This is a genomic window from Fictibacillus fluitans (genome assembly GCF_030418125.1).
Taxonomy (GTDB): domain Bacteria; phylum Bacillota; class Bacilli; order Bacillales; family Fictibacillaceae; genus Fictibacillus_C; species Fictibacillus_C fluitans.
Window position 1 is genome coordinate 730,772 of the sequence record NZ_JAUHTR010000001.1, and the last position, 18,396, is coordinate 749,167.

An 18,396-nucleotide genomic window follows, 5' to 3' on the forward strand; every position below is an offset into this window, starting at 1 on the left:
CTCGGCGTTTTCAGGCAATCGTAAATTCTTACTGTCACTGTATGCAAAAGAAGGAGCAGCCATCACCTGATCACTCTTTGTTCTTTAGCTCAAGTGCTTTTATGCCGTAATAAACAAACGAGGTATACGGGAGCTCAATACCCATGTTTTGCCCCAGTGACAGCACATAGCCGCTGATTGCGTCTATCTCTGTCTCCTGGCCCTGTTCAATATCCCTCAGCATGGATGACCGGTTTTCCCCAGTTTGTGTGCATATTTTCTGAACATACGACCACAGGTACTCTCGATCACTTCTTCCAAGTGAGGTACAAGCTTCTTCAAAAGTCCTTTCCGCCAATCGTTTTAGGTGCGGGTTGGACATTACTTCACCATTTTTTACACCAAACAGCGCAGTAACGGGGTTGATCACACTGTTTGCTACCAGTTTTGCCTCCATAATTCCATTTAATCTCTCTGAAGGCTCCACTTCAAATCCATACTGTTTCATTCTTTCCCAAAACAGCATCTCAATGCTTCCTTTAATGGAAGCTGCTTTCACCTTTCCCCAGCCGGTATGATGTATCCTGTTTTCACCCGGTTTACTTACACCGTGCTCCACTACCGCTGCGATAATATTGTCCTGAGGCAAGCTATGCAGCTTTTCAATATGACCCATCCCGTTCTGAACGAAAACCAGTGTGCTCTTCTGAAGTTCAAGTTTATGGCAGAGTTCATGAATGACAGTTTCCAGCCTGTTCTGCTTCACACAAACCACTACATACTCCGGTACTTCATGGTAATCAGACAGAATTGAGGCACGCAAACGGTACTTTTTCTCTTCTTCTTTTTCCGCTTTTACGATGATTCCTTCATGATTCAGAAGATTTGCTTGATCTTTTGTTCGTGTACATACTGTTACTTCAAATCCTGCGTGAGAGAAAAAGGATGTAAAAAGCAATCCCACGGCTCCCCCACCTATTACCGCAATCCTCATTCTGCTCATCCCCCGTCTTTTTGCTATTTTCTTTATCTTAGCACAAGGAAAGGTTGAAATTAGTGTTTGAAAACTATCAAAGGGGTATTCCTTCCGTGAACGAAGAAGGCTCCTCTGCCTGCGGCAGCGGAGCCTTTTATTGAATTATACAGGGTAAACGGGATGCTTTCTCTCACTGAATACCATTTCTTTTGAATCTAAGAAAACAAGTCGCTGATAAAGCGTTTCTCTTAAATGAGATGGTTCGACAATATCATCAATGATCAGTTCGGATGCCAGCTTATAAACGTCAATATGCTCTTTATACTCTTGCTGCTTTTGCTGAACGTACATCACGCGTTCTTTCGGATCTTCAATTTCATTAATCTTGTTGGAGTAAACTGCATTAACTGCAGCCTCCGGTCCCATTACAGCAATTTGCGCTGTCGGCAGGGCGATGCAGCAGTCCGGTTCAAAAGCAGGACCAGCCATCGCATAGAGACCCGCTCCATAAGCCTTCCGTACAATAACGGAGATTTTTGGAACGGTAACATCGCTCATTGCGGCAATAAGCTTTGCCCCGTGGCGGATAATTCCCGCCCGTTCCACTTTTGTACCGATCATGAACCCCGGTACATCCGCAAGAAACAGGACTGGGATGTTAAACGCATCGCACAGTGTAATAAATTTAGCAGCTTTATCCGCAGAGTCAACAAACAGCACGCCGCCTTTTACTTTTGGCTGGTTGGCGATCAATCCTACCGCCCGCCCCTTTATCCGTGCAAAGCCGGTGACAAGTTCGGCAGCGAAAAGTTTTTTGATTTCAAAAAAGCTGCCTTCATCCGCCACTCTGTTGATCAATTCGTACATATCGAATGGGACGTTTTGGTTTTCAGGTACGATCTCGCCAATTTCCCTGCCTGGCACCGGCGGTTTTTCCTCTGTAATTTTTGGTTTATGTTTGTAATTTGCCGGAAAATAGGTTAAATAGGTTCTGGCGTAAGTGATGGCTTCCTTTTCGTCAACGGCGAGAATATCGCCGCATCCGCTTACTGAACAATGCATTCTTGCTCCGCCCATTTCTTCAAGCGTCACTTTTTCACCAATTACTTTTTCCGCCATTCTTGGTGACCCAAGATACATGGAAGCATTTTGATCCACCATGATCACCACATCACAAAATGCAGGGATATATGCCCCTCCTGCCGCGGAAGGTCCAAACAGCAGGCAGACTTGGGGAACCATGCCGGACATCTTCACCTGGTTATAAAATATTCTTCCTGCTCCCCGGCGGTTGGGAAACATATCAATTTGATCTGTGATCCGGGCACCTGCCGAATCAACCAAATAGAGCATGGGAACCTTCAGGCGCTGAGCGGTTTCCTGAATACGGATGATTTTTTCCACTGTCCTGGCTCCCCATGATCCCGCTTTAACCGTTGAATCGTTAGCCATGGCGCAAACGGTCTGGCCGTTAATTTTTCCCGTTACTGTAATGACCCCGTCTGCCGGCAAATCACCCGCTTGGTTGTTTGCGAACAATCCATCTTCTTCATAAAACTCCCCATCATCAAATAATAGAGAAAGGCGTTCTCTGGCAAACAGTTTATTTTGAGAAGCATTTTTGGCGTGATACTTTTCTGACCCGCCTTCCTTAATCTTGCTCACAACTGTTTCATATGACAAATCTGTTTTTGTAGAATCCATGGTATCCCTCCGTTTGCATTAAAGAGTGAGCGCTCGTTCAGTTTATATTTAGCCCATTAGGCCAAAACGACCAGCACGTCTCCTTCATTGACAAAATCTCCAACCGCTACCTTTATTTCCTCTACCGTACCTGCCGTTTCCGCTTCAATAGGAATCTCCATTTTCATGGATTCAAGAACAACCACACTTTGGCCAGCAGCCACTTCATCTCCTTGTGAAACCGCAATATTCCATACTGTACCTGCCATTGATGCTGTAACTTGTTTCATGTTCAAACACTCCACTCTTAATTTTTTTGTTCAATCAGCTGAGGTTTTTCAGTTAAAAAACCCGTAGTATAGTTTCCTTTTTGAAAATCGGTATCTTCCAATATTTTTTTGAACAGCGGTGCGTTGGTTTTGATTCCTTCCAAATGGAACGAATCAAAGAAGTCTGAGGCCCTCTTGAGACATCCTGACCTATTGGAATCGCTTACAATAATTTTCGCAATCATTGGATCGTAGAACGGAGAAACTGTATTTCCTTTTTCATAGCCTGCGTCGATCCTGATTCCCTCTCCATCCGGAAAGCGCAGATCCTTGATCTTCCCTGGAGACGGAAGGAACTTTGCCGGATCTTCCGCATACAATCGGAATTCAATACTATGCCCTTGCTGTTGTACCTCACTTTGCAGGAGGGCCAGCGGTTTTCCTTCTGCCGTTTGGATTTGCCATCTTACCAGATCAAGCCCAGTGGTCATTTCGGTAACTGGATGCTCAACCTGAAGCCGGGTGTTCATCTCCAAAAAATAAAAATTTCCGTTTTCATCGACAATAAATTCGACCGTGCCGGCATTGGTGTAAGATACCGACTGAGCTGCCTTTACTGCGGCTCTTCCCATCTCCTCCCGCAATTGCTCTGTTAAATACGGTGATGGAGATTCTTCGATTACTTTTTGATGACGCCTTTGTATTGAGCAGTCTCTCTCAAATAAATGGATTATATTTCCATTCTGGTCCCCGAATATCTGTACTTCGATATGCCGTGCCGGACTGATGTATTTTTCAATAAACATGCGGTCATTGCCAAAATACATTTTAGCCCGCTGCTGAGTGGACACAAATTGTTTTTTCAGGGTTTCTTCATTGTCACATTTCACCATGCCGATTCCGCCGCCCCCAGCGCTCGCCTTCAGCATTACAGGGTAGCCTATTTGGCGCGCAATGGCAATGGCTTCATCTCCATCGTTGATTGGATCGGTCGTTCCCGGCACTACCGGAACCCCCGCTTTTTCCATCGTTCGTCTTGCCTCTACCTTATCTCCCATGGCTTCTACTACTTGCCATGAAGGACCGATAAACGCGATTCCCAGCTCTTCTATTTGTTTAACAAATGCTCCATTTTCAGAAAGGAAGCCGTAGCCCGGGTGGATGGCGTCCACATTTTCTTTTTGAGCAATTTCAACGATTTTGTCCTGATTCAGATAGGACTTAACAACCGGAGACTCCCCAATATGATAGGCGCGTGTGGCCTGCTGTACATAAGGTAAATCTTTGTCTGCATCAGAATATACCACTATGGATTCGATCCCCATCTCCTGACAGGTGCGCACGATCCGGGCTGCGATTTCTCCCCTGTTTGCGATTAGTATTTTTTTCACTATATATCCTCCCTTCGCTGCCTAAATAAGCTATTTCGACAAAAGCAGGCAAGATTCCTTTTCAGGAAGCGCCAACAAAGCGAATATTTCTTTTTTAAAGAATTTTTAGCATAATTAGTATATACTAAAAGAGAGATCTTCAACAGAGTCATTAGAGGGGGAACTGAAAATGAACACCAAAGAAAAGTACGCAGTAAAACGTTTGGTAGTCAATTATAAAACGCTCGAAGAGTTCAAGCAGTTCAAGGAATACGGGATCCAGGAGCTGTCCATGCTCGAAGACCTTCAGGAGAACATTATTGAAAATGACAGTGAGTCTCCATTTTACGGTATTTATTTTGGCGACAAATTGGTTGCCCGAATGAGTTTATATCGGATTGAATCTGCTTACGACCGTTATTTTAGCCCTCCACAGGACTATTTTGAATTATGGAAGCTTGAAGTACTGCCTCAATTTAAAGGCAAAGGCTACGGAAGAGCGCTAGTTCAATTTGCGCAGTCATTCAACCTTCCAGTCAAAACGAATGGCAGACAGCAGTCAAGCGGTTTTTGGGAGAAGATGGGGTTCGAAGCGGTTACGTATAATGAGGAACGCGACCGGGGGGAAAATCCATATGTCTATTTTCCGAAGGGTGTTACCGAACAAACTCATTAAGCCTATTTCAGGACAGCAAAAAGATGGCGGATTCGCCATCTTTTTTATTTTTCCAGTTTCTGCAGCCCTTCCACCTGAAACATGAGGGAACCCGATTCTTCCTCTGTCCCCACAAACTTCCGGGCACGGTCCATAATTTCAATAAGGGCCTTGTAGTCCTCACATACCAGCTTATATTCATGGTTCAGTTTTTCAAGATGGGTCTGGTACTTTGTATTCTGGGACTTTAACTCTTCCACCTGGCTCCGAAGCTTGATCAGTTCTTGATCAGAACGCCTCTCTTCAGACGTTTTAAAATTCTTCAGAAAAACAATAACATCGTCCAATGACAAAATCTTCTCTTTTGCAGCCATATATTCTTGCTGCTTTACCGGCTGATCCAGCATATGGACATCGCTTTCCTCAGGAACAACCTTTCCTTTACTTCTTTCTTTTCTCTGCCTTTTGGCAATGGCAATTGCCGATTCATACCGTTTGCGAATAAGCGAATTCCATCTGAACCCACAGGCCGCAGATGTTCTCGAAAGTTTTTCTCCAACTTCTTCAAACGCTGCAAGCTGAGTGCTGCCTTCCCTGATATGGCGCAGAACTACTTCTGCTAGCAATACATCTTCTTCCTGGTTCCAAGCATCCTGGCGAACTACAGTCAACCTAATCCCTCCATCGTTTATGTCGTTTTTACATAGATATGCTATTACTAGATAAGATAGACTTTAGTTCTAGTAAGATGAACGTCTCCATCGTACGTTTCCCATTCGCCAGGATACTATACTTAGTATTTCAGACAGTGATGAAGCTTTAAATATTATTGTTAAAGAAGGCTGAAACCGCATGGTGATGAACATCCGATTCCCATAGTCTGGCACACGCTTTTATTTCATCCTCCACTCTTTGGTCGATGTTTCTCCCCTGCAGGCTGTCCAGGTATATTTTTTTATACGCCTGGAGAACTTCAACCGCATGTTCTGTATATCTGTTCAAATAGCTGCAGCATTCCTCAACAAGGCTTCCATTTTTGATTAAATACTGTAAAAATCCTTTTTCTGATGCTTGCTTGGCAGTGATTTTCCCGGCTGACCACAATAAATCCAGTGCCTGTATCTTCGGGATTCTCTCCATCAGATAGGTGCCTCCTCCCCATCCTGTTGTAATCCCCAGTGTTCCCTGAATAAAACCAACCTTTGCATTTGCAGACGCTATTCGCAGGTCACAGGCTGCGGCAATCTCACACCCCCCGCCCACTGCCGTACCATTAAGGAGTGCGACTGTCGGCTTTGGAAAATAGAAAAGCTTTTTTAAAACGTCTCCCATCTTGGATAGCATGCTATATGCCTCATCAGCGGTTTTCAAGCCCGAAAACGCTCTCAAATCTCCTCCGGCACAAAACACATCATGACCTGCTCCCCTGATCACAAGAATTTTAATATCGCCGTCATGGCGGGCATGTTCTATGTAATTCTCCAACAGCTTAATGACTTCAAAATCCACTGCATTTCTAACGTGCGGCCTGTTGATTGTGATCCAGCCTATGTCTTTTTTGGTTTCATACAGAACTTTTGGCATGATAATTCCCCCTTCGCTTCATCCATATAGTTCGTTTTTTTACCAATAAACTCCTTTAAACAAGCAAAGAGTTCAGGATTGGTGCTAAAAAATAAAAAAACAGGAAACCTCATGAGGCTTCCTGTTTTTCATTATTTGCTGATTACTTCTTTTCCTTTGTATGAACCGCATTCACGGCACACTCGGTGAGATAGTTTGTATTCTCCACATTGTGGACATTTTACCATACCAGGCATTTCAAGCTTGACATGCGTACGACGCTTTGCTTGGCGGGTTTGGGAAGTTCTGCGAAAAGGTACTGCCATGTTATCCACCTCCTTAAAAAAGATATGGGGCTCGAACATTTCAAATCCCCAATTTTTTACGAATTGTCTTTGTCAAAAAACTTCGCAAGATCTGCAAGTCTCGGATCAATCCGGTTCTTGCGGTCTTCTTCTGTAACGACCTGCCATCCTTCTCCCTCAGGCGGTGCCTTTTTATCCGGCGCATTTGGCCCGGCAACCACCTTGATCGGCTTTTCAAGCAGAATTTGCTCTTGTATATAGGGCATCAGATCGAGAAAGTGACCTTCTACAGAATGAAGGTTCTCCTCATCCACCGGTACCGTATAGGAAGGATCAAGAAGAAAGATTTCGGTTGTTTTTATCGAAAAAGGAAAATGGACATCAGCTAATGTATTCGCACAAGGAAGCGTCATTTCTCCCTGAATGTTCAGGTAAAAGGTAGCTCTTTGCTGATTTACATCAGCATGTCCGCTAACATGAACCGGCGGTATATCGCGTATTTCTTTATCAAGCGACTTTAGTTCACTTGCATCAACATACTCATCAAATTCAAGCGGTTTTCGATAAAAGTTCTTTAATTCCTGTAGTGACCATTTCATATCGTTTCACCTCAAGGCAACAGTAATAATTATATCGGCCATAAAGAGAAATGTCAACATAATATCTTTACAGCATATTCTTTCAAGCTTACGCATTTACAGTTAAAATAAAAGTACCATTACAGCAATCAACAAGGAGGCAGATCATGAAGGCCTGCGGCATCATCGTTGAATACAATCCTTTTCATAACGGTCATTCTTATCATTTACAACAATCAAAAAAACAAACACAGAGCGATTGCATAATCGCAGTCATGAGCGGCAATTTTCTTCAGCGGGGAGAACCAGCCATTATTTCCAAATGGGAAAGAGCAAAAACAGCCCTTATGGGCGGAGCGGATCTTATTATAGAACTTCCCTATTTGTTTGCAGTGTCGCCTGCTCCGGTTTTCGCAAAAGCAGGAGTCAGACTGCTTCAGGCCTTAAGAGCAGAGGCTCTTTGTTTTGGAAGCGAATCCGGAAATATTGATTTATTTTACCATACGATCTCGCAATTGGAGAAGCAAAAGGTTTTATATGATGAAGCTTTCCAATCCTACAGCAAGCAGGGCTATTCCTTTCCCAAGGCTTCCTCCCTCGCAGCCGGTTCCCTGTCATGGGAGTCGGAGGCTCTGGATTTATCTTTACCAAACAATATTTTGGGAATGGAGTATGTAAGAGCCATGGCTGACAGTCATGCTCCAATGGAAGCACATACCATTAAACGGATTGGCGCGTCATTCCACGAAGAACGTATTGACGCTCACCAGATTGCCAGCGCCACCTCCATCCGAAAAACCCTGAACAGTTCCCGTAAGCCTTCCGTATCTTCCATTGAGGGAGCAGTTCCTTCCTACACATCAGAGGCCCTTTCACACTACATGGAAGAAAACGGACAGTTCACCACATGGGATTCATTGTTTCCACTCTTACGTTACAAGCTGCTGGCCACACCTGCAGTAGAGCTGCGGAAACTTTATGAAGTTGAAGAAGGCTTGGAATACCGGTTAAAGGAGACGATCCGGCATGCCGATTCCTTTCATACCTTCATGACCGCTTTAAAGACGAAACGGTACACCTGGACAAGGCTGCAGCGTATGTGTCTGCACATCCTTAACCACATCTCTCGACCGGATGCGGAAGCTGCTTTAAAAGAAGGTCCGCCTTACGTCCGGATTCTGGGAATGAGCGATGTGGGTCAACGTTATTTAAATACTGTAAAAAAACAGGCCGACCTTCCTGTTCTTACGACTCTTTCCAGACTGCAAAACCCGTTGATTGAGCTGGAACAGCGAGTATCAGCCGTTTACTTTGGTGGTTATCCACAAGAAATCATCACAAAAAAAATAAAGGAGGAATACAGCACTCCTCCTTTACGCTTCCAAAGAAGCAAGGGTCAATTTATTTGACCCCTGCTTTTTGTTTTAATTTTTTCAAATAACTGATTGCATCATCCATTTTCTTAACCGGGACAATCTTCATGGACGTATCGATGTCCTTGGCAGCCTTAACGGCATCCTTATAATTATTGTCGCTTACCGGTGCGAAGAAAATTTTAGCTCCTGCTTTGTCTGCGGCAACCACCTTTTGCTGGATGCCGCCAATCGGGCCGACCTCTTCGTTGATATTCATCGTACCAGTACCGGCAATTTTATGGCCTTTTGTCATGTCTCCCTCTGTTAATTGGTTCAAGATTTCAAGAGAGAACATTAGCCCGGCCGATGGTCCGCCGATTTCGCTTGTTTTTATGTTGATTGGCGGGTCCACCTTAATTTCAACGTCAGTTACCGGATATGTAATACCAATTCCCGCTCGTTTTTCATTATTCTGGCTTAGTTTTTTCGGGAATTTTTTAAGTGCAACGGTACGGTTCAGCTTTTTCTTGCCTCTTTGCACCTTCAGCTTCACCTTATCTCCCGCTTTCTTACCAGCCAGCCGTTCCAAGAGCTCCTCTGTTGTTTTAACAGGTTTTCCTTCGAGCTCTACAATTTCGTCACCGACTTTCAATTTCCCTTCAGCCGGCATGCCGGAAATAATTCCGGTAACATAGACACCTTTGCTGATAATATCCACTTTCTTTCCAGCTTTACGATACGCCACAACGGTAGCTGCATGTTGGGAGTCCTGCATCATTTGCAGCTGGCGCTGATTGTATTCCTCGTCTGTTTCGTCTTCTGCCCTGACATTATTTGCCGGAAGCAGCTCTCTGTAGTCACTCACCTTTGCATACAGATACTGAGGTATATTCGCTTTGCCGATCCTGACAGTAGTCAGCATAAAGCTCCCTTGCTCTTTATCCCCGCCTTTGACGTGAATAATCGGTGCCAGTTCATTGGCACTTCCGGGTGATGTTACGTAGTAAGGCAAAGGGTACAATCCAATCACCAGGGCAATCACAATGATGCCAATCAGTGAAAGCCTATTGACCCATCCCGTTTTACGGGGATTCTGAATATCTTTCATGATGGTTCTCCTTCCAGGTCTCGATTTTATGCTTAATGCTGTCAATTTTTCTTTTTCCGGCCTCTTCCCCGATCGCTATGATTTCGTTCACGTTTTTAAAAGCGGTGGAACTGAATTGTTCAACCATGGGCCGCACCATTATATCAGCAGAGATTTCATGATACCGTACAATCTCTCTTTGCATAATATCAATGCTCTGAACAATCACATCCAAAATGGAAGCCATCTCAGGCTGGGCTTTAAAATGGGAAATGTCCACAGCCACCACAATATCCGCGCCCATTTCCCTGACGACAGCAGCAGGCACACGTTCAATGACTCCCCCGTCGACCAACAGCCTGCCGTCTATTTTTTCGGGAACGAAGATACCGGGAATAGAAATGCTGGCCCGGACTGCTTCAGCGATCGGCCCATTTCGAAAAACGATCTTTTCACCTTTGATCAGGTCTGTAGCAACAATGGAGAGTGGAATAATGGTATCCTCTATCCTTTTATTTTGTGTAAGGAGCCGGATCAATTCCTTTATTTTTTTGCCTGAAACAAAACCCATTTTCGGAACTGTATAATCCATATAATACTTTCTTTTAAACAAAGTTGCCATTTTTATGAGATTTTCATTATTATGGCCCATTCCCACCATTGCTCCCACAAGGGCACCCATGCTGCTGCCCGCAATCATGTCGATGGGAATTTCCGCTTCACGAAGCGCTTTAATCACACCAATATGTGCAAAGCCCCGCGCTCCTCCTGAACCTAGTGCCAAACCGATAATTGGCCTGTGCATTTGGGTTACCTCCTAACTGTTGTCCTTTTTAAGATATGGTCTAAAAACGTAAGCTATACGTATAAATGTAAAGGATGGACAAGGGATGTAACGATAGAGTCGTTCTTTATAATCGGGGGGATCAACGTGAAGTGGAATTTTTATAAATCGATCGCTCTTTCAGTCGCGGCGGTTATACTCGCAGGATCAGTGATGGTATTTCCCAAAGAGGCCTTTGGCGCCTCTTTGAGCGGATTAAAATTGTGGTGGGAAGTGGTTTTCCCTTCTCTTTTACCCTTTTTTATTCTTTCTGAAATCCTGATCGGGTTTGGAGTGGTTCATTTTTTTGGTGTACTCTTCGAACCCCTTATGCGCCCATTGTTCAGAGTGCCGGGATCAGGAGGTTTTGTGTGGGCCATGGGCCTTTCATCCGGCTTCCCGGCAGGGGCAAAACTTACCGCGAGATTATGGCAGGAAAAACAAATTACAACCATTGAAGCCGAACGCCTCGTCTCTTTTACAAATTGTTCTAATCCCCTCTTCATTTTTGGTGCGGTTGCGGTAGGTTTTTTTAACAATCCCTCCCTTGGCATAGTACTTGCATTGAGCCATTACGCAGGAAATTTACTTGTCGGGCTTGCCATGCGGTTTCATGGCAGCAGGCGCGCAAAAGAAAAGGATAATCCCTCCCCATTGCACAGGGTTCAGCCGCTTCGCGCCTTGCAAAAAATGCATGAGGCAAGGCTTGCTGATGGCCGTCCGATCGGAAAGCTGTTGGGAGATGCTGTTCAGTCCTCGATTTCAACCCTTTTTATGATCGGCGGATTTGTTATTTTATTTTCAGTGATTAATCGGGTATTGAGCCTCCTGTCAATTACCCCGCTATTTTCTACTATCCTGGAGAAGGCTCTTTCCCTTTTTTCTATTTCAGGGTCACTCAGCTATCCCTTTATTTCAGGACTATTTGAAATTACAATGGGAAGCAAACTGGCGAGCCAAAGTCCTTCCCTCTTGATACAGCAATGTATTGTTGTCAGTTTCATCCTTGCCTTCAGCGGATTTTCGGTTCAGGCTCAAGTGGCAAGTATCCTATCGGAGACCGATATCTCATTCCGGCCTTTCTTTCTGGCCAGACTGCTTCATGGCTTTTTTGCTTCGGCCCTTTCCGCCATTCTGTATCCTGCATTTCTCTCCCCGCATTCAAAATCAGCCATCGCTGTATGGGCGGACGGGCAGCTAATGCAGTATCCCTGGTCTCAGTATTATCATTACTTCCTGCAAATGGGATCCCTGCTGACGCTTACCGCTTTAATCCTATCTATATTCCTGTGGGGGCTAAAACACTCCAAAGAGAAAAAGCACCCCCGTTTTCATTAACGGGGAGTGCCAAATTTTTCTTTCAATGCATTTTCGACCACAGGAGGAACAAGGTCGGCTACAGAAGCATGATACTTTGCAGCTTCTTTTACGATACTCGAGCTTAAAAAGGAGTATTGATTATTTGTCATCATAAAAAAGGTTTCAATTTCTTCATTCAGCTTTTTGTTGATTGACGCAATCTGCATTTCATACTCGAAATCCGAAACCGCCCGAAGCCCTCGTAAGATGACATTGGCCCCTATACTTTTTACATAATCAATTAAAAGGCCGCTAAAAGAATCTACCCGCACATTGGGAAGGTCTTTTGTTGCCTCCTGCAGCAAAAAAATTCTCTCTTCCACAGAAAACAGCGGCTTTTTACCTTGATTGTTGGCCACCACAACGATTACTTCATCAAATACACTGGCTCCGCGCCCTATAATATCCAAGTGTCCGAGGGTAACAGGATCAAAGCTTCCCGAACACACTGCTTTTTTATTCAATGCAACCACCTCATGATCTCTTTTTCAGGCATGATATTTCTCTATATTTCCCGGTCTTGCATCCGGTATAGTGATATGGTCGTACTGCCGTAGCTTTCCTTTCTTACTTTCTCCAATTTTCCGATAGCGTCAGGCAGACGAACAGACGGATCATGCTCTGCCACCACCTGAACATCTTGGTTCAATAAACCGTATTCAACTAGTTTTTCAATATCTTCGGCAATACGCTGCCGGGCATAAGGCGGATCAAGCAAAACAAGATCAAAGGTAAATTCCCTTTTTTTTAGGGCCTTCAAGGCACGATGCGACTCTATTTTGTATACCTCACTCTGTTCTTCATAGCCGCATGCCTTCAGATTGGTTTTAATAACTTCAGTCGCTTTTGAATCCCGATCCACGAAGATGATCTTGTCCATCCCCCTGCTCAGCGCTTCAATTCCGAGGCCGCCGCTCCCGCCGTACAAATCCAGTCCAAGGCCACCCTGGAAATAAGGTCCGATTATATTAAATAGGGATTCTTTTATTTTGTCTGTTGTGGGGCGTGTTCCTTGCCCCGGCACAGCCTTCAGTGGCCGTCCTTTGCATTCACCAGAAATGACTCTCATTTTTCCACACCTTACCGTTCATAGTTACTTGTCTGTAGTTCTTCATTATCCTATCACAAATTTTTTTAAATAAACACTGCAACCCGTATAGAAAATGTCCGCCCGGCCATACTAAAGATAACAACATCCCTAAGATGTTGTTGCCAACCGCGGAGAAGACTTACTTCCCCATAAGTTCTTCCTCCGGTTTCTCCTCTCCCATCGCCTTAACGATAGTGATTGTTTACTAATCCTAAAGGCACCCCGCAGACGATCTGCGGGGTTTTTTTATCCTTGTATGCCCCGTATTCCGCTCTCTTTTCAGCCTGTACCTTCTATGATACAGTTTTATATATGAAGGAGGCTTTATTTACTTATGATCCAGCGATTTATTGAACTAGGTGAAGGATATTCCGATATTTACGAACTTTTGGAGATTGCCCGTTCCAACGAAAAAAGAATCAGCCAATTGCTCTGCCTGAAGACCGAGGTAAACGGACGAACGCAAGCCTCGTTACTTGTTGTTCTTCATCCTGCACCGGAAGGGAATTTTCAACCTCTCTACATGTGCCGTGAAGGTGTTCCCGTTCCATCCAAGCGCTATGAGCTGTTTGAAGAGCTGTCCAAAGACACTGAGAAGGACATAATCACCTTTGACGTTAAGCCCTCTGGCACCTTTCAGGAAAAGGAGCTTTACTATCATTACCTTACAGGCATCTTGCGATTGAATTACCTGATTCCACCGTTAACGTAATAATTTTTTATGTAAAAAAGATGACCCCTTCCAAAATCCGTGGGTCATCACTTTTTATAATCCCATTTTGTAATCGTATTCCTTTGCTTTATCCGGGATTTTGCTCTCATATTCTGTTTTAATTTCATGTTTGTGGGATCTCTTGACTTCTTTTACGAAATGAAGGGATTCCAGTTTGTTGGCTACTTCATCAAGTTTTGCAGCATCACAATAAATGACGGCATATTTCATTCGTTTTGAAATGTAATGGACATTTCCGTACCGCCGCAGCTGCTTGGAAAATTTCAGAGAATGCAAATAGACCGCAAGACCCATTCGATTACCTATCATAATGTACTCCTTTAACACCATCTTTTCATTAGTCTAGCATGATTAAGAGCGCCCTGCAATTTAATCCCAAATTGGAAAGGGGAAAGCAAAATGAATCTCGATGATATATGGACCCGTTTTCTTGAAGCATTCAGCCAGGCTGACTTTATCGTTTCCGTTGAAAAAAAATTAGTTGCCGGGCTCCCGTTCCTTTATATCGTGGCCGGGAACACTGTATCTTCAGAGATCATTGAAGAAACGATTAAACAGGAAGCCATCCATGCAATGAAAGGAAAGCGGCTTAATGCCGAAATCATCTTCGTGCGAAAAGAGGCTTCACTGTTTGTTTACCGTTTTCGGTTTCTTGTTCCACAGGAAAAAATGTTTTGCTGCGGCAACCTTTGCGAAGATTGTATACGCTACCAAACAGCTACATGAAATAAGAGCTCTATTGAGCTCTTATCCGCAGCTGCACCCGCCTCCGCTTCCGCAGCCTCCAGCACAGCTTTTTGAATCAAAAAAGGGATTTCCAGTAGGAACTTTAATATGCTCAGATACCCCGCCGGCAATAAGCGAGCTGCATTCGTTCAGCAGACTCTCAAGCTCCTTCTCGGCTTTTTTAAAGCTGGAGATTGTTTCGTTAAAGTCAAGCTCCCGTTTCAACACCCTCACATTCGTGGATACTGTTTTATAGTCAGGGTGGTATTTTCCAAACCGCTGAACTTCTTCATACAGTTCTTTCACCTTGTTGAATTCCTTGATCAATTTTTGTGCTTCTGTATCTTGTTCCAAATTATATTTACTCACCCGGTATTGAATGGCAGCCTCTGATTCGGCTATCATTTTCCCGAGAAAATAGGACTCATCCAAAAGACTTATGTCTAATACTGTTCCCAGCATCCTCTCACTCCTTGATGGGGTTTCCTTAAATTAGATATTTCTATCATTATAACTGAATATGAAACGAGTTAAAAGGAAAATAGCCTTTGGGATTGACTGCGATCTCCAAAAAAACGTATAATACTCTCGTTTGTATGATACTGAGAGTGAGGACAAGAATGAAACTTGTAACGTTTAACCCCTTCCGGACGATTGGCATTCCCAATATCCAATATGTAAAACCTGATCATATGTTCAAAGAACTTGAAAAGATAAAACATGCGGATTTTCTATTATTTCCTGAAAACTGGCAGGTTAACTCCCTGGTTTATGGAACGAAAAAAAGAATTTTCCCAAGCATTGAAAGCATCCAGCTCGGATACAGCAAAATGGAAATGACGAGAGCGCTGTGGACGGTGTGTCCCGAGAATGTACCTTATACTGAGATCCTTGGAAACTCAAAAGAAAGCAGACGAAAGGTGCTGGAAACCTTTCCTTTCCCGTTTGTCGCTAAAGAAATAAGAAACTCCATGGGAAAAGGCGTTTTTCTTATTAACAATGAAGAAGACTTTGAGAAGTATGCAGCAGCGAACGATGTCCTATATGTTCAGGAATATTTGCCGATCGACCGTGATCTCCGGGTATGCGTTGTAGGAGAAGAGATCATCGGCAGTTATTGGCGCATTGGAAGCAATGGTTTTCACAACAATGTCAGCCAGGGAGGCTCCATTTCCTTTGACCAGATTCCGGAAGAAGCCTTGGAGCTTGTCCTTCAGATCGCCAAAGCACTGAATATCAACCATGCGGGATTTGACATCGTGGCCGTAAATGGCAAGTACTATATTCTTGAATTCAATGTTCTGTTTGGAAACCAGGCATTCCATCATCTTGAGGTTTCTCCCGAGAAAAAAATTTATGATTACCTGTTAAGGATGGAAAACCAGAACTAATATATTTTTCTTTTATTTTAAGGAGAAGCCTATTTTGTTATAGGTCTTCTCCTTTTCCCATCATGCTTAAAAAGTCCATCATGAGTCCCACCGTTTTCACCTGATTGTGAAACTTATCGATTCGCTGGCCAAAGGTTCTTCCAAAGAAAACATCCGCTTCCTTTACCATTACTTCCAAAAGCATGGGGTTTCTTGAAAGGTCTCTGTACCATTTAGGCTGCTCCCTCATAAAAAACTTTAAGTCCGGCCTGCTGTGCAGATAATCAATGATTTCTTTCCTCATCGGTCACACTCCCCTTAGTCTTTATATGCTGAAAAATAATTCTCTTTTGATGTGGATGACGGACTCTCATACGTTTTAGAGCCTTGAAATTGTTTTATTAGCTGATGAATCCCTTCAATTGCACCGCTGAACTGCGCTAAATGCTGGCCAATTTCACTGACATTTATATCCCGGAACATGCTAAAAAGGTCTCCGACCGTGATCTCTTTTTTTGTTTCTGATGCATCGGTCTCCTGCTTCTGCTTTCGCTCTCTCAGTCCTCTAAAATGAGTATTCTCTTCCTGTTTTTTTGGGTTTGATTTATATTCGTTCCAGATGTCATGGTGCTCTCCAAGGACGACCCAATCTTCGTATACATCCCTCCACGAACGCGTATTTGAACGGACTTCTCCAATCAGCTTAGGATGTTTCTTAACAAATATGCGAAATGCCTCAACGTCCTTTTTCATCTTCTCACCCCCGGCTGTCCTTCAACGATTCCAATTCACCTATTACATGATACAGTTCCGCCTATAAAAAGGTGCGCCTATTTTTTTGCAGAGTCCTTCATTGTGAAGCGATTCCATTTATGTCAATATAAAAGAGCAACAGTTCACTGCAACAGAGAGAGAGGGTTTGAACATGGACTTGACGAAAGAAATGGAAGCTTATTGGACCGAAGCATCAGAGGAAGAAAAAATGGTGCTTACCGGGATAATGAAAGGCCTGAAAAGAAAAAGAGAAACTACATATTCAACGTATATTTCCAGCCTGATGGATATGCAGCTGAGAAAGCTCAATGAAAACGCAGTGGAAATAACCATACCCGTTACCCCTTTTTTAAACAATACCATTGGAATTGTTCATGGCGGCTTAACGGCTACTCTAATGGACACGGCTATGGGGACAGCTGCCAACCTGTCATTGCCCGAAAATGCTGCAGCCGTTACATCGGAAATGAAGATTAACTACACCTCCCCCGGAACAGGAAAATACCTGCGCTGTGTCGCCCAGGTGCTTCACCATGGCAAAAATGTCATCGTAACAGAAGCGAAGGTATATGGTGATCAAGAACAGCTCATATCCATATCAACCGGCACATTTTTTATCATAAAAAAATAAGGAAAAGCCGCCCTGGCTTTTCCTTATTTTATGGTTTAATAAAATTTTGAGTATAGTAGCTGTCATAAACACCCACACCAAGCTCAGTATAATTCTCATTTAAAAGCGCTTCGCGGTGCCCCTGGCTGTTGAGCCAGCCCCCCACTGCCGCAAGGCCGTCCGTATACTTAGCTGCGATATTTTCCCCCGCCTGAGTATACTTAACACCACCATCTTTCAGTCTGTCAGACAATTCTCCTGCTTTTGGGGAGGTATGGGAAAAATAATCAAGCTCGGCCATTTCTTTGCTGTGAAGATAAGCAACTTTTGCTGTTTTGGCATCCCATTTCAAGGAAGCCAGCCCATGGTCTTGTCTGATGACATTGGTCAGATCCAAAATTTGTTTCTCCTGGCCTTCTTCGATTTTGCGCTTCATGCCCCCTGTAAATTCAGGCTGGGGCTCCAGGGAGCCTCTGTAAACAACAGAATAGGGCCTTTGTGCCAGAAGTGTTTCTTTATCCATATAACGGATGCTGAACAATTTCTGTGAAAATTTATCAAAATAAAGCTGAGCATAAATATCATTTAATGGGATCAGCGGGCGGGTATTCATTTCTTCCTCTGAAAGCTCAAAACGATAAAAGTCATTGCCCTGCTTAATATTTATCTCGCTTTTCACTTGTAAATTTTTCAGGATGGAAGTAACCGATTGACCAATTTTGAATGGTTTCACCGGTACCCCTTTGCCTGCCGCAAATACCGTTACCACTTTATTGTTTTTAACACCCGCCTGCAGATAACCATCTGTGTCGGGGTAAATATACCAGTCATAGCCATAGCCTGAAGGTTCCACTCTGTCGGCCGGACCGAGACGTTTGTTTAAATAATCCTTGCTCTTGCCCATAAAGTTGGCGACAGTCGATTTTTCAACACGTAATGTTTGAATACTTTCCTTCGGGATCCTCTGGTTGGTTTCCTCAGGTGAATGATTGGGATGCTGTTCACGGGTATCCAAAAAGAAAAAAATTGCAAGTAACCCCAAAAGCGTCAGAATTGCTGTTTTCTTCAAAAGCTATACTCCCTTCAAATAC

General features: G+C 43.7%; 24 protein-coding genes. 7 read left to right on the top strand and 17 right to left on the bottom strand.

Annotated elements, in window-relative coordinates; genetic code table 11:
* Positions 1-70 precede the first annotated feature (70 nt).
* From QYB97_RS03525 to QYB97_RS03540, 4 genes are all read right to left on the bottom strand, one after another.
* The gene (locus QYB97_RS03525; RefSeq protein ID WP_301164552.1) at positions 71-973 is read right to left on the bottom strand and encodes a ketopantoate reductase family protein; all 903 of its coding nucleotides are present in this window, start codon (positions 971-973) and stop codon (positions 71-73) included.
* A 144-nt stretch (positions 974-1,117) separates the two neighbouring features.
* Positions 1,118-2,659: an acyl-CoA carboxylase subunit beta gene (locus tag QYB97_RS03530; RefSeq protein ID WP_301164553.1), complete on the bottom strand. Its 1,542-nt coding sequence runs from the start codon at positions 2,657-2,659 to the stop codon at positions 1,118-1,120.
* A 56-nt stretch (positions 2,660-2,715) separates the two neighbouring features.
* A complete protein-coding gene (locus QYB97_RS03535; RefSeq protein WP_301164554.1) occupies positions 2,716-2,928 on the bottom strand; it encodes an acetyl-CoA carboxylase biotin carboxyl carrier protein subunit in 213 nt (70 codons plus the stop codon).
* Positions 2,929-2,945: 17 nt separating this feature from the next.
* On the bottom strand, positions 2,946-4,298 hold the full coding sequence (locus tag QYB97_RS03540; RefSeq protein WP_301164555.1) for an acetyl-CoA carboxylase biotin carboxylase subunit: 1,353 nt from the start codon (positions 4,296-4,298) through the stop codon (positions 2,946-2,948).
* 169 nt (positions 4,299-4,467) lie between these two features.
* Between QYB97_RS03540 and QYB97_RS03545 the strand changes: the two genes are divergently transcribed.
* A complete protein-coding gene (locus QYB97_RS03545; RefSeq protein ID WP_301164556.1) occupies positions 4,468-4,953 on the top strand; it encodes an N-acetyltransferase in 486 nt (161 codons plus the stop codon).
* A 44-nt stretch (positions 4,954-4,997) separates the two neighbouring features.
* Here the strand turns inward: QYB97_RS03545 and QYB97_RS03550 are convergent, their stop codons facing one another.
* The 4 genes from QYB97_RS03550 to QYB97_RS03565 form a co-directional block, all read right to left on the bottom strand.
* Positions 4,998-5,603, bottom strand: a complete 606-nt coding sequence (locus QYB97_RS03550) for an RsfA family transcriptional regulator (RefSeq protein ID WP_301164557.1) — start codon at positions 5,601-5,603, stop codon at positions 4,998-5,000.
* Between the two features lie 148 nt (positions 5,604-5,751).
* Positions 5,752-6,516 carry an enoyl-CoA hydratase/isomerase family protein gene (locus QYB97_RS03555; protein WP_301164558.1) on the bottom strand — a complete coding sequence of 255 codons (765 nt, stop codon included), beginning with the start codon at positions 6,514-6,516 and terminating at the stop codon, positions 5,752-5,754.
* A gap of 131 nt (positions 6,517-6,647) precedes the next feature.
* Positions 6,648-6,821, bottom strand: a complete 174-nt coding sequence (gene rpmF / locus QYB97_RS03560) for a 50S ribosomal protein L32 (RefSeq protein WP_301164559.1) — start codon at positions 6,819-6,821, stop codon at positions 6,648-6,650.
* A gap of 56 nt (positions 6,822-6,877) precedes the next feature.
* Positions 6,878-7,399 (bottom strand): YceD family protein, encoded by a 522-nt coding sequence (locus QYB97_RS03565; protein WP_301164560.1) that lies wholly within the window; start codon positions 7,397-7,399, stop codon positions 6,878-6,880.
* A 146-nt stretch (positions 7,400-7,545) separates the two neighbouring features.
* Here QYB97_RS03565 and QYB97_RS03570 point away from each other — a divergent pair, with 146 nt between their 5' ends.
* The gene (locus tag QYB97_RS03570; protein WP_301164561.1) at positions 7,546-8,787 is read left to right on the top strand and encodes a nucleotidyltransferase; all 1,242 of its coding nucleotides are present in this window, start codon (positions 7,546-7,548) and stop codon (positions 8,785-8,787) included.
* Here QYB97_RS03570 and QYB97_RS03575 read toward each other — a convergent pair.
* Both QYB97_RS03575 and QYB97_RS03580 read right to left on the bottom strand, forming a co-directional pair.
* On the bottom strand, positions 8,780-9,841 hold the full coding sequence (locus QYB97_RS03575) for a SepM family pheromone-processing serine protease (RefSeq protein ID WP_301164562.1): 1,062 nt from the start codon (positions 9,839-9,841) through the stop codon (positions 8,780-8,782). The genes QYB97_RS03570 and QYB97_RS03575 overlap by 8 nt on opposite strands.
* The gene (locus tag QYB97_RS03580) at positions 9,816-10,625 is read right to left on the bottom strand and encodes a patatin-like phospholipase family protein (RefSeq protein ID WP_301164563.1); all 810 of its coding nucleotides are present in this window, start codon (positions 10,623-10,625) and stop codon (positions 9,816-9,818) included. Before QYB97_RS03580 ends, QYB97_RS03575 begins: the two co-directional genes overlap by 26 nt.
* A 120-nt stretch (positions 10,626-10,745) precedes the next feature.
* Here QYB97_RS03580 and ylbJ point away from each other — a divergent pair, with 120 nt between their 5' ends.
* Entirely contained in the window at positions 10,746-11,981 is a 1,236-nt protein-coding gene (ylbJ, locus tag QYB97_RS03585; protein ID WP_425589764.1) for a sporulation integral membrane protein YlbJ, read from the top strand.
* Here ylbJ and coaD read toward each other — a convergent pair.
* Positions 11,978-12,466, bottom strand: coding sequence for a pantetheine-phosphate adenylyltransferase (gene coaD, locus QYB97_RS03590; RefSeq protein ID WP_301164565.1), 489 nt, complete (start codon positions 12,464-12,466; stop codon positions 11,978-11,980). The genes ylbJ and coaD overlap by 4 nt on opposite strands.
* Positions 12,467-12,507: 41 nt before the next feature.
* Positions 12,508-13,071: a 16S rRNA (guanine(966)-N(2))-methyltransferase RsmD gene (rsmD, locus tag QYB97_RS03595; protein WP_301164566.1), complete on the bottom strand. Its 564-nt coding sequence runs from the start codon at positions 13,069-13,071 to the stop codon at positions 12,508-12,510.
* 355 nt (positions 13,072-13,426) lie between these two features.
* Between rsmD and QYB97_RS03600 the strand changes: the two genes are divergently transcribed.
* Positions 13,427-13,804 carry a DUF7147 family protein gene (locus QYB97_RS03600; protein ID WP_301164567.1) on the top strand — a complete coding sequence of 126 codons (378 nt, stop codon included), beginning with the start codon at positions 13,427-13,429 and terminating at the stop codon, positions 13,802-13,804.
* A 54-nt stretch (positions 13,805-13,858) separates the two neighbouring features.
* On the opposite strand, the gene QYB97_RS03605 is transcribed toward QYB97_RS03600, so the two are convergent.
* Complete coding sequence (locus QYB97_RS03605; RefSeq protein WP_301164568.1) at positions 13,859-14,134, bottom strand: YlbG family protein; 276 nt, start codon at positions 14,132-14,134, stop codon at positions 13,859-13,861.
* 90 nt (positions 14,135-14,224) lie between these two features.
* On the opposite strand from QYB97_RS03605, the gene QYB97_RS03610 reads away from it, so the two are divergent.
* A complete protein-coding gene (locus QYB97_RS03610) occupies positions 14,225-14,551 on the top strand; it encodes a hypothetical protein (protein ID WP_301164569.1) in 327 nt (108 codons plus the stop codon).
* Between the two features lie 21 nt (positions 14,552-14,572).
* Here QYB97_RS03610 and QYB97_RS03615 read toward each other — a convergent pair whose 3' ends face one another.
* Positions 14,573-15,013, bottom strand: a complete 441-nt coding sequence (locus QYB97_RS03615; RefSeq protein ID WP_301164570.1) for a YlbF/YmcA family competence regulator — start codon at positions 15,011-15,013, stop codon at positions 14,573-14,575.
* Positions 15,014-15,171: 158 nt separating this feature from the next.
* Here QYB97_RS03615 and QYB97_RS03620 point away from each other — a divergent pair, with 158 nt between their 5' ends.
* Entirely contained in the window at positions 15,172-15,942 is a 771-nt protein-coding gene (locus QYB97_RS03620) for an ATP-grasp domain-containing protein (RefSeq protein ID WP_301164571.1), read from the top strand.
* A gap of 37 nt (positions 15,943-15,979) precedes the next feature.
* Here the strand turns inward: QYB97_RS03620 and QYB97_RS03625 are convergent, their stop codons facing one another.
* Complete coding sequence (locus QYB97_RS03625) at positions 15,980-16,225, bottom strand: YlbE-like family protein (protein WP_301164572.1); 246 nt, start codon at positions 16,223-16,225, stop codon at positions 15,980-15,982.
* Between the two features lie 14 nt (positions 16,226-16,239).
* Positions 16,240-16,674, bottom strand: a complete 435-nt coding sequence (ylbD, locus tag QYB97_RS03630) for a spore coat protein YlbD (RefSeq protein ID WP_301164573.1) — start codon at positions 16,672-16,674, stop codon at positions 16,240-16,242.
* 172 nt (positions 16,675-16,846) lie between these two features.
* Here ylbD and QYB97_RS03635 point away from each other — a divergent pair, with 172 nt between their 5' ends.
* Positions 16,847-17,326 carry a PaaI family thioesterase gene (locus tag QYB97_RS03635; protein WP_301164574.1) on the top strand — a complete coding sequence of 160 codons (480 nt, stop codon included), beginning with the start codon at positions 16,847-16,849 and terminating at the stop codon, positions 17,324-17,326.
* Between the two features lie 28 nt (positions 17,327-17,354).
* Here the strand turns inward: QYB97_RS03635 and QYB97_RS03640 are convergent, their stop codons facing one another.
* Positions 17,355-18,374 (bottom strand): CAP domain-containing protein, encoded by a 1,020-nt coding sequence (locus tag QYB97_RS03640; protein WP_301164575.1) that lies wholly within the window; start codon positions 18,372-18,374, stop codon positions 17,355-17,357.
* Positions 18,375-18,396 lie beyond the last annotated feature (22 nt).

Coding starts and splice junctions, on each gene's coding strand:
- QYB97_RS03555 (WP_301164558.1), bottom strand. CDS start 6,516: ATGCCAAAAGTTCTGTATGAAACCAAAAAAGACATAGGCTGGATCACA.
- QYB97_RS03565 (WP_301164560.1), bottom strand. CDS start 7,399: ATGAAATGGTCACTACAGGAATTAAAGAACTTTTATCGAAAACCGCTT.
- QYB97_RS03620 (WP_301164571.1), top strand. CDS start 15,172: ATGAAACTTGTAACGTTTAACCCCTTCCGGACGATTGGCATTCCCAAT.
- QYB97_RS03635 (WP_301164574.1), top strand. CDS start 16,847: ATGGACTTGACGAAAGAAATGGAAGCTTATTGGACCGAAGCATCAGAG.
- ylbD (WP_301164573.1), bottom strand. CDS start 16,674: ATGAAAAAGGACGTTGAGGCATTTCGCATATTTGTTAAGAAACATCCT.
- QYB97_RS03615 (WP_301164570.1), bottom strand. CDS start 15,013: ATGCTGGGAACAGTATTAGACATAAGTCTTTTGGATGAGTCCTATTTT.
- QYB97_RS03600 (WP_301164567.1), top strand. CDS start 13,427: ATGATCCAGCGATTTATTGAACTAGGTGAAGGATATTCCGATATTTAC.
- QYB97_RS03535 (WP_301164554.1), bottom strand. CDS start 2,928: ATGAAACAAGTTACAGCATCAATGGCAGGTACAGTATGGAATATTGCG.
- QYB97_RS03530 (WP_301164553.1), bottom strand. CDS start 2,659: ATGGATTCTACAAAAACAGATTTGTCATATGAAACAGTTGTGAGCAAG.
- QYB97_RS03605 (WP_301164568.1), bottom strand. CDS start 14,134: ATGATAGGTAATCGAATGGGTCTTGCGGTCTATTTGCATTCTCTGAAA.
- QYB97_RS03625 (WP_301164572.1), bottom strand. CDS start 16,225: ATGAGGAAAGAAATCATTGATTATCTGCACAGCAGGCCGGACTTAAAG.
- QYB97_RS03545 (WP_301164556.1), top strand. CDS start 4,468: ATGAACACCAAAGAAAAGTACGCAGTAAAACGTTTGGTAGTCAATTAT.
- QYB97_RS03580 (WP_301164563.1), bottom strand. CDS start 10,625: ATGCACAGGCCAATTATCGGTTTGGCACTAGGTTCAGGAGGAGCGCGG.
- QYB97_RS03570 (WP_301164561.1), top strand. CDS start 7,546: ATGAAGGCCTGCGGCATCATCGTTGAATACAATCCTTTTCATAACGGT.
- QYB97_RS03525 (WP_301164552.1), bottom strand. CDS start 973: ATGAGGATTGCGGTAATAGGTGGGGGAGCCGTGGGATTGCTTTTTACA.
- rsmD (WP_301164566.1), bottom strand. CDS start 13,071: ATGAGAGTCATTTCTGGTGAATGCAAAGGACGGCCACTGAAGGCTGTG.
- rpmF (WP_301164559.1), bottom strand. CDS start 6,821: ATGGCAGTACCTTTTCGCAGAACTTCCCAAACCCGCCAAGCAAAGCGT.
- QYB97_RS03575 (WP_301164562.1), bottom strand. CDS start 9,841: ATGAAAGATATTCAGAATCCCCGTAAAACGGGATGGGTCAATAGGCTT.
- QYB97_RS03610 (WP_301164569.1), top strand. CDS start 14,225: ATGAATCTCGATGATATATGGACCCGTTTTCTTGAAGCATTCAGCCAG.